This window comes from Sporosarcina sp. ACRSL (assembly GCF_022346605.1).
Classification (GTDB): Bacteria; Bacillota; Bacilli; order Bacillales_A; family Planococcaceae; genus Sporosarcina.
In genome coordinates this window covers 181,902-195,139 of sequence record NZ_JAKRNT010000001.1, presented here as the reverse complement: position 1 = coordinate 195,139, position 13,238 = coordinate 181,902, and the positions used below count along the sequence as shown (strand labels likewise).

9 protein-coding genes are annotated in these 13,238 nt (G+C 44.5%); 1 reads left to right on the top strand and 8 read right to left on the bottom strand.

Features of this window, described 5'->3' with window-relative positions; all coding sequences use genetic code 11:
• The first annotated feature begins 63 nt into the window (after positions 1 to 63).
• The gene (locus MHZ92_RS01140) at positions 64 to 1,224 is read left to right on the top strand and encodes an MFS transporter (RefSeq protein ID WP_370644603.1); all 1,161 of its coding nucleotides are present in this window, start codon (positions 64 to 66) and stop codon (positions 1,222 to 1,224) included.
• Between the two features lie 40 nt (positions 1,225 to 1,264).
• On the opposite strand, the gene MHZ92_RS01135 is transcribed toward MHZ92_RS01140, so the two are convergent.
• The 8 genes from MHZ92_RS01135 to MHZ92_RS01100 are packed head-to-tail and all read right to left on the bottom strand — an operon-like array spanning position 1,265 to position 13,229.
• On the bottom strand, positions 1,265 to 3,862 hold the full coding sequence (locus tag MHZ92_RS01135) for a VWA domain-containing protein (protein WP_239429651.1): 2,598 nt from the start codon (positions 3,860 to 3,862) through the stop codon (positions 1,265 to 1,267).
• Entirely contained in the window at positions 3,846 to 5,609 is a 1,764-nt protein-coding gene (locus MHZ92_RS01130) for a vWA domain-containing protein (protein WP_239429650.1), read from the bottom strand. The genes MHZ92_RS01135 and MHZ92_RS01130 overlap by 17 nt, the downstream gene beginning before the upstream one ends.
• 14 nt (positions 5,610 to 5,623) lie before the next feature.
• Entirely contained in the window at positions 5,624 to 6,496 is an 873-nt protein-coding gene (locus tag MHZ92_RS01125; protein WP_239429649.1) for a DUF58 domain-containing protein, read from the bottom strand.
• Positions 6,496 to 7,488, bottom strand: a complete 993-nt coding sequence (locus MHZ92_RS01120; RefSeq protein WP_239429648.1) for an AAA family ATPase — start codon at positions 7,486 to 7,488, stop codon at positions 6,496 to 6,498. The genes MHZ92_RS01125 and MHZ92_RS01120 overlap by 1 nt, the downstream gene beginning before the upstream one ends.
• A 21-nt stretch (positions 7,489 to 7,509) precedes the next feature.
• Entirely contained in the window at positions 7,510 to 9,015 is a 1,506-nt protein-coding gene (locus MHZ92_RS01115; protein ID WP_239429647.1) for a coiled-coil domain-containing protein, read from the bottom strand.
• Between the two features lie 13 nt (positions 9,016 to 9,028).
• The gene (locus tag MHZ92_RS01110) at positions 9,029 to 9,880 is read right to left on the bottom strand and encodes an ABC transporter permease (RefSeq protein ID WP_239430058.1); all 852 of its coding nucleotides are present in this window, start codon (positions 9,878 to 9,880) and stop codon (positions 9,029 to 9,031) included.
• The gene (locus MHZ92_RS01105; RefSeq protein ID WP_239429646.1) at positions 9,877 to 10,806 is read right to left on the bottom strand and encodes an ABC transporter ATP-binding protein; all 930 of its coding nucleotides are present in this window, start codon (positions 10,804 to 10,806) and stop codon (positions 9,877 to 9,879) included. Before MHZ92_RS01105 ends, MHZ92_RS01110 begins: the two co-directional genes overlap by 4 nt.
• Positions 10,803 to 13,229, bottom strand: coding sequence for a cupredoxin domain-containing protein (locus tag MHZ92_RS01100; protein ID WP_239429645.1), 2,427 nt, complete (start codon positions 13,227 to 13,229; stop codon positions 10,803 to 10,805). The genes MHZ92_RS01105 and MHZ92_RS01100 overlap by 4 nt, the downstream gene beginning before the upstream one ends.
• Positions 13,230 to 13,238 lie beyond the last annotated feature (9 nt).

The following is a 13,238-nucleotide window of genomic DNA, read 5'->3' as shown; positions in this document are numbered from 1 at the left end:
AAATAGAGGGGCGGATTGCCTTTGGCGGAGAAAAAATCGAATAATTTGGCTTTATACATACTGATGTTCAATATGTTTCTTGCAATGTCAGGCATCGGTCTCATCATCCCAATTATGCCTGAGTTTCTTGGGACGTTTGGAGCCGCCGGGAAAGTTCTCGGTTTCCTTATAGCCATATTTTCATTTGCACAATTTATCTTTTCGCCTATATCTGGAGATTTATCCGACCGGCTAGGAAGAAAGAAGATTATTATTGTTGGGTTATTTATTTTTGGAGCATCGCAGCTAGCTTTCAGTTTGTCTTCAGAATTATGGATGCTATTTGTTGCACGGTTCTTTTCCGGAATGGGAGCCGCTTTCCTCATCCCACCTATGATGGCATTTGTCGCTGACATCACCACATACGATGAAAGAGGCAGAGGGATGGGACTGTTAGGGGCGTCCATGTCACTTGGTTTCATGATCGGGCCAGGAATTGGCGGATTCCTATCCAAGTTCGGTCTACTGGTTCCATTTTATGCAGCAACGGGTGCTTCCTTTTTCGCGGCAATCCTGTCGATTTTTATATTGCCAAATGTTGCACCGGTCATCTCGCCTGAGAAACTCCAAGGCAAGGCGGAAAACTTATTTAAACAATTAAAACGGTCAACGAGAACACCATATTTTATCATGCTGATTGTCATGTTCGTCTTTTCGTTCGGTCTGGCGAATTTCCAATCAACCATTTCCTTGTATGTTGATCAAAAGTACGGATACACACCAGCACAAATTGCAGTTTTGATTACGGTAGGCGGATTTGTCGGGGTCATTGTCCAAACTTTTGTCATCAATCGGCTATTCAAGAGATACGGAGAGATGCAAGTCATTCTTGTAAACCTCGTCGTAGCAGCAGTATCTATGCTCGGTATTCTTTTCGTCGACCTATTTTGGACGATTCTTCTTGTAGCTACGATTTTCTCGACAGCGACTTCCCTCCTTCGTCCTGCAGTAAATACGCTTGTGTCGAAGCTTGCAGGCGAGCAGCAAGGTTATGCGGCAGGGATGATGAATGCGTACATGAGTTTAGGGAATATGATTGGTCCAGCACTCGCCGGTTCCATTTTCGACATCAATATAACATTCCCGTATATACTAGGCACAGCCATTCTCCTGATCTGTTTCGGAATTGCGGGTGTCTGGTCAAGAAAAAACGCGAGCCTGCTTGCCTCTACAAGGACACAATGAAACCCTTATCTCTCTGACAGCTGAGAGATAAGGGTTTTTCTTATCGCTTCTTTTTCGCTTTTAGTAATTCAGCGACATGGTCTTCGGTTTTGACGGTTGGTGTCTCGTTCTCAACAATCCTTTCTTTCCGTTCGAGCAAGTTCGAAAACATGCCGAATCGGCGCAACGTAATATCAATGAAAAACAGAATCATCGCCATTAAAACGAGCCAATCCGCAACCGGCTTTCTCTCCCCGCTTTTATATGGATGCGGCCGGAATACGTCTTCAGGTTCTTCAAGGTACTTTCCACCCGTCCGCTCGGCAATTTTTTCAAGCAACGCGACATTCGGTTCTGCTGGTTTGTATTCCAGGCCATAAGGAACGGACACACCCGCTTCAAATAGCCCTCCCCTATCATCGGTAATACTAAAGAAAACAAGGCCAGGATTCGCGTCCAACGTGACCCTCGTCTTTCCGGGCGCTAAAGGTTCAGATTGGAAAGGCACTTCTTTTCCTTGCTCATCGACAATCGTCACTTCCAAAAATGCTGACTTCCGGGAACTGTCCGTAATCGTATACGTTCCGCCACGATCATGGTTGACGACATACGGAACGTCTTCATAAGACGGCAGCAATCGGGAAACGGCCGTGTTCCAAAAATCCGGATACCCTTCCCATCTTGCAAGATCGCCCGACCATTTTCCCGTTGAATCCGAAGTAAATGCAATCGTACGCCCTAATCCATACATCCATTCCGCAATGACCGGATCTTCTTTAGGGCTTTCTGCCGCAACCGTAGCAGTCGACTTTGGAGTCGTCGCAATATAGGCGTTCATCTGTGGAACACCATCTCGGAAAATGGAAATCCACTCAGGTACATTGCTAAGTGTTACGTAGAACGGATCATCCTCAATATAGGTCCTTGTCAGCATCGATGTTTCCCTTGTCAATATTGCAGGGATTGTTGACTCGTCGACAGCATTATAAAACCTTCCGCCGCCCAACTCCGCTAATTCCTCGAGCAATACACTATCGGCATCTGTTCCGATTGCAACAGTCGATAACGTGACGTTAGTGTTTTTCCCTTCCGCTATAATTTCTTCATACTCGGGCGGCATAGGCGACTGGCCATCCGTTAACAGAATAATATGCTTCCGTTGCAGCTTTAAATCAGCCAAATCCTCATACGCTTTCGCTACCGAAGGGAAAATATCAGTCCCGCCACCTGCAGGAATGGACAAAATTTGATCCATCGCTTCTTGCTTATCGCGTAAAGGTCCGACCGGAATGACTTCCCATATGTCGTGGTCAAAGGCAGTGAAACCGAATGTATCATCATTCCGTAACAACTCTACCGCCCTTGCCGCCGCCTCCCTCGCTATGATGATTTTTGAACCTGACATACTTCCGGAACGATCCAAAGTAATGACGAGGCCGAGGGAGGGCAGCTGCTCCTTCCCTTTCACTTCCATTTCAACTGGCAACAAACGCTCGATCGGTGATTTAAAATAGCCGCCCAATCCGAAGCTTTCATCTCCACCGACCATCATGAATCCTGTACCGAAGCTTTTGACAGCTTGCTCAATGACTGTCATTTTATGCTCCCCTACTAGATGACCCGGCACATTGTCAAAAATGATAGCTCCATAACCTAAATATCCAGATAGATTTTCAGGCAATTGTTCCGCATCGACGACGTCGACTTCAATCGCATTTCTGTCGAGCAATGAAGGAATGACAGAAGGACTTCGTTCGGTCTCCACGACAAGCACTCTTGGAGATTGTTCTAGCATCGTTACCGAAAGCATCCGGTTATTTTCAAGCAGACCATCATCTGGGACGATCAACTTCGCCTCATACTTCAAGAGACCTGTTCCCCGGGCCTCATGATGAAAAGCAAATAGGTTCGCTCCTTCGTCAAGAGTAACTGATTCGCTAACAATTTCTTCATCGTTCAAGTAAATGAGCAATTGACCCGCAGTCTTCGTCGATGACTCGATTTCTACACGCAATAATTGCCTCTCACCTTCATAGGCCGTTCTTGGTGTTTCAAATAATGAAATCGAAGCGTCTGCCTGATTGGATCGCCTGACAACAACCGTATCGATTTGGACATGGCTATTCTCATACTTCGGCAACAGCTCTTCAATGGATCCTTCCGTTTCAAGTCCATCAGTCACTAACACAATCCTCGTCGCGAGGTCTCTTTTTGCCACTGCAGCGGCGAGGTCGACTGCATTTGCAATATTTGTTGCTCCACCCGATTCGATCGGTTCCAACTTCGACATTGTCAAGTCGGCATCCGTCAACTGGCTATCCGTGCGGAATGTACCGCCAAAAGAATAAATACCTACGGATTGATTCGCTTTCCTCGCCTGTAAACTTTCCGCAATCCAATGTTCGATTGATTGGCCCGCCTCTTCAACAGAAACAGATCGATCGACGACGAATAGTATCTGCTCCTCATCATCCGGCAATAACACATAGGGAATGGTGAGGGCAAAAACGATGCAGAGGATCACGAGACTTCTAAGAGCATAAAGTATCGTACCTTTGCTGATAAAACGCATGTTGGAAGACTTCCAAGCATACGCCATGTAAAGAGCTATTGGTATTAGCAACAATAACCATAACGGCTCCTCAATTCGGATATCCACGACGTCTTTGCACCTCCCACTCGATTACTAAAAGAAGGAGGACAGGCAATAGGAAAAGCCATCCAATCATTTGTTTCCCTTCTTGTTCTGCTTCATTTAATGGGCCTGCTCCAAGTCGATAACCGGGACCATAAGCAACCGATTTTTCAATTGGCTCGAGCTGAACGGATAAATACTTTTCCACTCCTCTGTCCAACAGTTTATAAATTCCCGGTTTTGATGGAGCGACAAAATTCCCGCCTGCCTCATAAGATGCAATATACTTATCGTCAACTGTAAATATTTCAATTCCTTCAGGTCCACTTCCTGTCAACAACGCTTTCCGTTCATTCGGTGTGAATGTTCCTGCGATTTCACTCCCGGATCGCAACATCTCGACTGAACTCCAAATGAATAACGGGAACGATGGATGCAAAGGCCAATCTGTCAGACCGATATCCGTCAAGATGATAATGTCGCCTCTAGGAGAACGTTGGATGAATGGTTTACCATCAATGGTAGCCAATGTCGAAAAGCCATCAAAAGCAGGATAGAGAGCGCTTATATACACATCATGCATCGAAGCAATTGTAAATAGCGCATCATTTGTCGTTTCCACAACCCCGGAAACAGGTTCTGTCGTAGAATCATTTCGGCCGATCAATAAAATCGGTTCAGACCCTTCCTCCAAGAACGATGTCTCATTCGTCACAATCATTGCATGATTCAAAGCGGAAGTCATTTCATTGACAGATCCAGAACTGACAGTTAGCCCGATTGCTTCAAATGCTCTTTTAACTAATTCATGCAGTTGATTGTCGACAATCACTTCCGAGGATTCATTGCCAATGACGATAAATGCATCGTTGTCTACTTTGTAGTCGTCTTCCACTTCCATATGTAAATGGAATGCAGGCAACTTCGGCAAATCCTTAAATGAAAGAAGCGCCTCTCCTTCTTGATCGATTGAAAATTCCTGTTCGGCCAACTTGTCACCCGTCAAGCCATTATGCACACTTACCGTCCCAGATTGTTCCTGAATTGATTGATTTAATAGTTTCACAATGGCCTCAGTGCCATCTGCTATATGTATGGCACCAAATTTCCCGATTGCTACATTGTTCAGAAGTTGTTCATTGTTATGGACGGTCCACGAAATTCCACTTTCGCTATCTATGAAAGCGGAGCGATCGAAGTAATCGGTAAAAATATGGACATCCGCTCCTGCCTGTGAGGCGATTGATTTAACAAAATCGAGGGAACGTCCTAAATGTTCATGTTCATAATTCAAGTCAAGCCCATCAATCGAAGCCATGATAACGCGTTCATCACTTTCTTCCCGCAGCAACAGGGAAGGTTCCTTTCCGGTCGTAATAATGGATATCGATTCACCTGCACGTTCCTTGGCAATTTCGCGCATCTTCCCTTTACTCTTTTCAAGTAGTGAAAGTTCGCCATCATAGGCAGCCATGCTTGCAGAACTGTCTACGACAAATATGGTATGACCATCAGCGACAGTATCTTTTGGCAAATAAGGGCGTAGCAAAATGAAAAGTAAAAGCAATAATGCAGCCATTTGCAAATAAAATAAAGCATTTCGCTGTAGATTTTTCAAATATGGCGAAACCTTCGTCTCTCGCATCGATCTTTCCCAAAACAATGTAGACGAAATCGTTGTTGTCACGTACTTCTTTCGGAAAAAATAATAAAGAAGGACGGCCAACGGGAAAATTGCCGTCCATGCATTACTGATTTGATCGAACCCCACTTAGCCGTCCCCTTTCACCGCAACCATCCGGCATGTCTCATTTTCTTAGTAAAACTATCCATCGCGCCATCCGAAACTTCCGCTCGTAAAAGCTGGATTCCGTATTTTTTCGCCAATACCATTAAAGCAGCTTCATGTTGCATTTTTTTCTCTTTATAATCTTTGACGATTCTCTGACTTATCGAAACTTCTACGACCGATCCACTTTCCACATCAACGAATCGAACATCTCCATCGTAAGTAGGAATCTCTTCTATCGGTGAGTGAATGGTCAAGATGCGGATATCCTTACAGATACCTGGCATTCTTCTGAACAGCCGCTCCCACTTATCCAACTGTTCCAACCCGTCCGTAATAATAAATAGAACAGTCATCGCCTTCGGTACATGCTTTAACACTTGATCTGCAAATTCACCTTCGGAAACAGGCTCTTGCAATTGTTCTACGTATTTGGAGAACGAAGAACGATGCAAGGCGCCTTTCTTCCGAAAGAAATAATTTTGGCTAGGAGACCAAGTTGAGAATGAAACGGTGTCTCCACTTTTTAACGCAATATGGCCTAAACCGATCGCCAATTGACGCGCAAAATCCCATTTTCCATCGATACCCATCGATTTTGTCGAGTCGAGCAATATGTGTACCCGCATTTCCTGTTCATCCAAAAACTGTTTAATGAACGGTTTATCCGTACGAGCGAACACATTCCAATCAATATGGCGTAAATCATCGCCGGGGTGATATTCTCTGAAATCCGAAAAATCCAAAGACGTCCCCGTTTTACTGGAACGATGTGTCCCTTTATGATGGCCGAGACGTCTCGCTCTTGTAACAATGGATAAAGCCCCTAACCGTTTTGACAATCGATCGGGAAATAGCTCCCCACTCATTACACCGATGCTCCTTGACGTATATCTTCAAGCAATTTGTCGATAAGTTTATCGACATCGATCCCTTCTGCTTCCCCTTCATAATTAATGAGAACACGGTGCCGTAAAGCTGGTTTGGCGACGGTTTTAATATCCGCGATGGACACATGGAAACGACCAGCCATCAATGCTCTGGCTTTCGCCAAACGGATAATCGATTGCAATCCACGAGGTCCGCTCCCATATTGGACGTATTGGCTCCATTCATCTTCTGAATCCGCTCTATGGTGTGTCGCCGAAACGAGATCGACTGCATAATCCATCATTTCATCTGGAACGACAATCGTCTTCGCCATTTCTTGGGCTAATCGAATCCCTTCTGCATCCATCACTTTTCTAATGGCAATCGTATTCGGCCCGGTCGTTCTTAGCATAATTTCCTTTAAGTCTTCTTTAACCGGATAGGGTAGTAGAATCTTGCATAAGAATCGGTCCATTTGCGCTTCCGGCAGCGGGTAGGTCCCTTCCATCTCAATCGGGTTTTGAGTTGCAAGAACGAAAAACGGTTTAGACATTTTCCGGGTTTCGCCGAGAACTGTTACCGTTTTCTCTCCCATCGCTTCAAGCAATGCACTTTGTGTTTTGGGTGTGGCACGGTTAATTTCATCCGCTAACACCATTTGGCTGAAGATAGGGCCTTCCTTGAATACAAATCGTTGAACCCCATCAGGATTCCGCTCCAAAATACTTGTTCCTGTAATATCTGCAGGCATGAGATCCGGCGTAAATTGAATACGGGAAAAAGATAGGTCCAACACTTCTGATATCGTTCGGATCAACATCGTCTTTCCTAATCCGGGCAACCCTTCGAGCAAGGCATGCCCATCTGCCAAAATGGAATATAAAGAGAACTCGACAGCTTCCTGTTGTCCTACAATGAATTTCCCGATTTCTTCCCGTACTTCTGCAAGTGTTTTGCTCATTTCTTCGAATTGTTCAGGTGAAAACGACATGTGTACAACTCCCATCATTAATCATTCAATTGATGAAAAGTAATCGGAAAGGACCCGCTGTAAATCTGCAGGGAGATTCATTTTATCCGAACCTTTCAAATAGGCGTCTTTATAGCTTCCAACCACTTCTTGGTAAGGGCGTAATGTTCCCCTTTCAACAAGGCCTTCTCGTTCATTTTCTTCAATGAAGTCCCCTTCACCGAGCTCGCCGCTAACAACAGATGGATCATTAAAACCACCCATCCTGTCGAAAGGAATCGAAAGTAGTTCACGCCCACCTTGCCCTGTTCCAGCACCGGACCCACCTTGGCCCTGGCCTTGACCAGATCCAGCTCCGGACCCTTGCCCTTGGCCTTGACCCTGGCCTTGCCCTTGGCCTTGACCTTGACCCTGGCCTTGACCTTGACCCTGGCCTTGACCCTGGCCTTGGCCTTGACCTTGACCTTGACCTTCTCCTTGGCCTTCGCCTTGGCCTTCGCCTTGGCCTTCGCCTTCGCCTTCGCCTTCACCTTGACCTTCTCCTTGGCCTTCGCCTTGACCTTCGCCTTCACCTTGACCTTCGCCTTCACCCTGGCCTTGACTAGCTCCGCCTACACCTGCTTGGGACTGTCCCGTGCCCGGTTTGGCAGTAGATCCTGTTTGACCATTGCTAGCTGACGGAGGTGTGCCAGCACTCGCTAATGCAGGCAATGATGGGGCTTTGCCGATTTTATTCAATGCACTTTGCGCCTTCCCGGCCTGTTGAGCGAGCTGATCGGCTAACGCTTTAAGTTCTTCAAGCTCCTTTTCCTCTGACTCGCTTAATCCATCTACAGAGGCATTCTTCTTTTCAGCTAATCTCTGTTCCTTCAGTTTGAACTCCTTCTGTTTCTTTACTAATTCCCTTAATGTTTCCTCGGATGTTTCTGCTTCTTTCAGTTTCTCTGCCAACTCTTCCAATTCTTTTTTCTGCTCAGGATCCTTTTCCTCCTTTACAAGATCCGTAACTTCCTTCTTTAATTCCTCAATGATTTCCTTTTCTTTCGCGACTGCTTTCGCTTCTTGCTGTGCTTCGGAAGGAAAAATCAGCAATAGAACCGTACAAGTTAGCAGAATTAGAAAACCGACGAGCATTTTTCCGTTTAAATAGTTCTTTTCCCGTTTCTTAAATTGCGAATAAGCAGTTCCTAAAGATCTTTCTGCACGCTCCACAATTGCTTGTGCAAATTCAGATTGATTCACTCGCTCATCTAAAGCCGTCACAAGCAAATTATCGGGAACATACTGATCCAAATTCCAAACGGCCTCATCTCGACTGACGTTCTTTATGAACAATACAACGATCGTCGCAACCATCGTGAAAATGGCGAGCCATAGGGCAATCCATTCGAAATGAGGTAATACGAACAGTCTGGAAGCAGCAAGAAACAGCGTGGACAACAAAGCGGTTATGAAAAGTCCTGCTTGCAGCATATAGACAGATCGCTCAAAGCGCAAAGCTCTGAGTGCTTTTCTGACATATCGGAGTATTGCTGTTTTCCCTTCCATCTGTCTCACCCTATCATTTTAATCGTTTCATATTGACGCGGAGTTTTTTCACAGCTATGAAAAGCGCAACTACGGTAATGATTCCGTAAAAAATTAAATATCCGGCCCATACAGGAAAGTCAATTTTCGTCATTTCCGAAATGGATCGATTCAGCTCTGGCGATAGGAATGTCGCGAATAATACAGCCGGATTAATCGAAGCCAATAATTGTCCGACATATGATGGTGAAGTGACAGAAGTCCCCATCTGATTAAATGCCTTCATTTGCATGACGATTATGAACAGAAAGCCGGTCACTACCGACAAGAATAGCATCGTGCCATACGTGGCAATCATTGAAACAACTGTTCTACGAATCAATGTTGAAAACATGACACCTAGACTACCGATCGCTAATAATGTTACAAACAGGAAGATGAAAATCTTTACAAAATCGAGCGGAGAAATTCCGCCGAATAAGAAGACTAGGCTATAGATAGGCATTCCTGCCACTATGAGTAGCAATAGAAATGCTACGGATGACAACATCTTTCCAGAAATAATCTGGAAAGAACTTTGAGAAGTTGTCAACAGGATTGGCAATGTCTGTTTTTCCCTTTCCGAACTGATCGCGCCAGCCGTCAATCCCGGTGCAGTGAACAAGACGAGTCCGAGCTGAATATACGAAAGAAAAGCGAACAGGACAAAGCTTTGACTTGGCCTGAAATAAGAAGTCCCTGTCATATTAACCGTTAGAAAAATATAACCAAATACGAATATGCACATCGCCAGCAGAAAGAAGAGTATGCCATTGAAACCTTTAAAAGAGCGGAATCTCAGCTTCAACTCTTTAAAAAGAACCGGATTATTAAAATTCATCTTCAGTCGGCTCCTTTCGTAATTTCCATAAAGACATCTTCTAAGTTTGTCACATGCTCCATGAATGAAACGATTGGCAAATCATTGAGTACTGCCCGCTTCAGCATATCGATCTGCTCGGCGTCCTCACCTTTGTAGATGAAGGATATGCCTTCGTCTCCATCCAACTCTTCAATTGAAGTGACATGTGGTTGATCTTCAAAAAATGATATGGCCTCATCGATTTTATCCGTTAGCCGGACTGTAATTACCTTTTCACCTTGCAGCTTCTTCTGAATATCAGCAACGGATCCATGGGCAATTAACTTTCCATTGTCAATGACTCCGATTTCATCGCACATCTCCGACAGTTCAGGCAAAATATGCGATGAAATTAAAATCGTTTTACCCATGCCTTTCAATGTCTTCAAAATATCACGCATTTCGATACGCGCCCTCGGGTCAAGGCCAGAAGCCGGTTCATCCAAAATGAGCACCTTTGGATCGTGAATAAGACATCTCGCCAGGCATAGCCTTTGCTTCATCCCTCTCGATAAAAGGTCGACATATGAATATCTCTTATGTGATAAATTTACCAATTCCAACAGCTGAGGAATGAGTTTCTTTCTCTCTTCCTCTGGAATCCCATAGCTCGCACCGTAAAAATCGAGATATTCATCTGCTTTCAACTGATCGTACACTCCAAAAAAGTCCGGCATATAGCCAATCAGCTTCCGGATTTCTGCTGGTTTTTCCCGGACACTTACTCCATCTATAAAAACATCACCCGAAGTCGGCTGCAATAATGTGGAAACAATGAGAAATGTTGTCGACTTACCCGCACCATTTGCACCGACAAAACCGAAAACGGTACCTTCATTCAACGTTAAATTCAAATTATCGAGCGCGGTGAATTGTCCGTATTTTTTCGTCAACCCTTTGATTTCAATCATTTCTTCACCTCGCCATGCAGCTTAATTTCAGGAGCTTGTGCTTCATTGCCATGCTGATTGTTGTTGAACTCCATTTTCAACATCACTTTTCCATCTTCTGTTACAAAGTCGCCGATTGAATCCAACGTCAATTTCCTTTTGGATTCGAGCGAATCGAATTCATTCGTTTTCACATTCCAAATACTTAATGCGTAAACCTGATTTTGAATCTTGGAAATATCCATCGAATTCCATTTCGATACATTTTTCACCAACTCCTCAGGCACTTGCCACGTTTGGATGTAGGAAGACTCATTGAAAAAGTACATATTTGCCGGGTGTCCGTAAGGATGTGCCTGCATATTGCTTCCTTCCGAAAGGATTGTCATCGTCATCATTTCCGGATCAACAGTAAAGCTACCGCTAAACTCGACTTTTGGTGTGAACGCTTGTGAAAGCATCGTTAAGGAATCCGTTACGGCCTTTGTATTTTCGAGTTCGATCGGCACGATTTTTGTATCCGTATAGCCTATGAGGACCGGTTTCGCTTCGCTGTTCATCGTATTTCCCGAAAAAGCGACGAGGCTATCTTTTCTTATTTTCATAAGATCGTCCGATGTACTCGGAATTTGCCCCATAGGCCCCATATACATGGAGTTGGAAGACATTTTTCGAATCAATGTTGAAGTCTTCAATGTTTCATTTACCTTCAATGTTTCTCCAGGTCCTAAATCTCCGATTTTGATTCTTCTATTTCCTGACCAAATGGCGAGATCATTCACAGAGAATGGGAAGTTATTCGTGATTTCTCCTGTCAGTTGTTTGTCTTTAACAGTCAACGCTATATCGAAATTCCCGATTGGCTCCAAAGTCGTTTGTCCATACACTGTAGCGACATCCCAATAGCCGATATCACGGAGGTGCAAGTTCGATCCTGTTGCACTCCTTTCGATCAAAGCGCGCTTGTGGGAGTTACCAACCATTGAAGGGGGTCCAAAAATCCCCATTGAGTATGGTGTGTACGTTGACATTGTCGTTTCTTTAGGCGCTGAAAAAACAAAATCCCCCGACTTATTCGTCAAAATCGACTCAACGAAATAACCAGAAAGGCTACCATCTTGGTTCACATCAAATGCAGACGTTTGCTGAATTTGCGCTTGGCCGATCCGGTCGCGTGCCCCATAGGCAAAGATGAAGACAGATACTACAACAGAGATGGAAGGAATGATCCACCAAGCATGTTCCCGCTTGTCTTTACGTTTTAAAATTATGTATAAGACAGGGATGATAATAATGATGTAAAAAATGATCACTCCGAATAGTAGAGGAGCAGACACTTTAAAAGACGGAAATAGTTCGTTTGAATTTCCAATCGTCCATCGTAAAGATTCCATCGGGTCGTAGTAATACGGCGTCATACCGCCAGCTATTCGTGTCTGTTCCGCTTTATCGAGCAAATTTGACCAAACGGCAGAAGCTCCCGCCATTTTAGAAAACGGTTCATCCCCTACCGAGAAGGCCGTTTGCAGAACAATACCTTTTCCTAGTGGCTTTATTGCTGCGAGTATATCGTCATCCTTCGTATAGACAGCTTTGGAGTCAGCATTCAACTGAGTAGTCGAAATCGGAATTGATTGATCGAAATCTTCCCTACCCATCCATTCGTTGAACACTTCCGGACCGATTGTTTTCTTCCCGTTGACTGTCAAGGGCAAGTATTCGGAAAAAATACCAGACTCCGCTGCAACATGATCCGATCCGCCAAATACAATGACCCCTCCAGATCTTACCCAGTTGAGCAAAGCTTGTTGTTCAGTTGCAGACAAGTCCGCAATCGGATATTCGTCAATGACGATTATATCCGCCGGTCCCCACCCTGCCGCTTCTTCCGGAAGTTTCATCGAAGCGATTTTTGAAGCATCTATCAATTGGGTGCTATGAATATTCGTGAGCCGAACACCTTTTACAGCTGATAAACGGTCAATGTTGTCGGTAAAAGCCGTAATGATTTTCGTGTCGTCATGGTACATTGCAACCGTTATTTGCTGTGCTCCTTTATGTTCAATTTCTTTACCTTTTTTCCATCCTCCTTCATAAAAAAAGATGGATTTCGTATTCATGCCATACATATTGAAATCAAACATTTTCGGATTAATGAACGTAATGGTTTTCGTTTCACCTGCAGCAATTTCAATCGGGAACACTTCCCCAACCCCTGACTCATACGACTGTTGGGTATCTATGACCATATCCCCGATGAATGCAGATGTCCCATTATTCTCAATTTCAACTGTAATAGGCCCCCCTTTACCAAACTTTGCTTTCCCGTCAAAACCAGCTGACACCTTCGCTCTTAGTTCGGGAGCAGCAGAAGCGTGGGCAGCTGGCAGGAGTAAGAAGACGACAAAGATCGCAATGACGAACCCCAATTGTTTCTTCCACATATATGTTCC

Bases quoted from the DNA above. Each gene is read 5' to 3' on its own strand.
- MHZ92_RS01100 (WP_239429645.1), bottom strand. From the start codon at position 13,229: ATGTGGAAGAAACAATTGGGGTTCGTCATTGCGATCTTTGTCGTCTTC.
- MHZ92_RS01140 (WP_370644603.1), top strand. From the start codon at position 64: ATGTTCAATATGTTTCTTGCAATGTCAGGCATCGGTCTCATCATCCCA.
- MHZ92_RS01115 (WP_239429647.1), bottom strand. From the start codon at position 9,015: ATGGAAGGGAAAACAGCAATACTCCGATATGTCAGAAAAGCACTCAGA.
- MHZ92_RS01120 (WP_239429648.1), bottom strand. From the start codon at position 7,488: ATGTCGTTTTCACCTGAACAATTCGAAGAAATGAGCAAAACACTTGCA.
- MHZ92_RS01125 (WP_239429649.1), bottom strand. From the start codon at position 6,496: ATGAGTGGGGAGCTATTTCCCGATCGATTGTCAAAACGGTTAGGGGCT.
- MHZ92_RS01105 (WP_239429646.1), bottom strand. From the start codon at position 10,806: ATGATTGAAATCAAAGGGTTGACGAAAAAATACGGACAATTCACCGCG.